At 53.8% G+C, this 277-nt stretch carries 1 pseudogene; it reads left to right on the top strand.

Features of this window, described 5'->3' with window-relative positions:
- Positions 1 to 277: pseudogene (locus tag SB822_RS56755) on the top strand (N-acetylglutaminylglutamine synthetase); the annotation flags it as partial.

Here is a 277-nt window from a genome sequence, read left to right on the forward strand (position 1 = left end):
CGGTTGTCCCCGTATCACAAAAAAACCATCCGCAAGCTTATGGAGATACAATCCCGCAAACGCGCTGCGGCGACAGGCGGAGAAAGCCGTATTCCTGTCGATGCCGAAACGACAAGATGCCTAGAGGAACAAGGTCTGTCGCTCGATTCTGTTTTGGAGGATCATCGTGAAATCACGGTGCGCAAGGCGGCCAATCTACATACAGGCGGTACGATCCACGACGTGACAGCGACTGTTCATAGAAACCTTGTCGATGCTGCCTGTAAGGCTGCGCGTG

The sequence above is a fragment of the Paraburkholderia sp. SIMBA_054 genome (assembly GCF_046534875.1).
GTDB lineage: Bacteria > Pseudomonadota > Gammaproteobacteria > Burkholderiales > Burkholderiaceae > Paraburkholderia > Paraburkholderia hospita.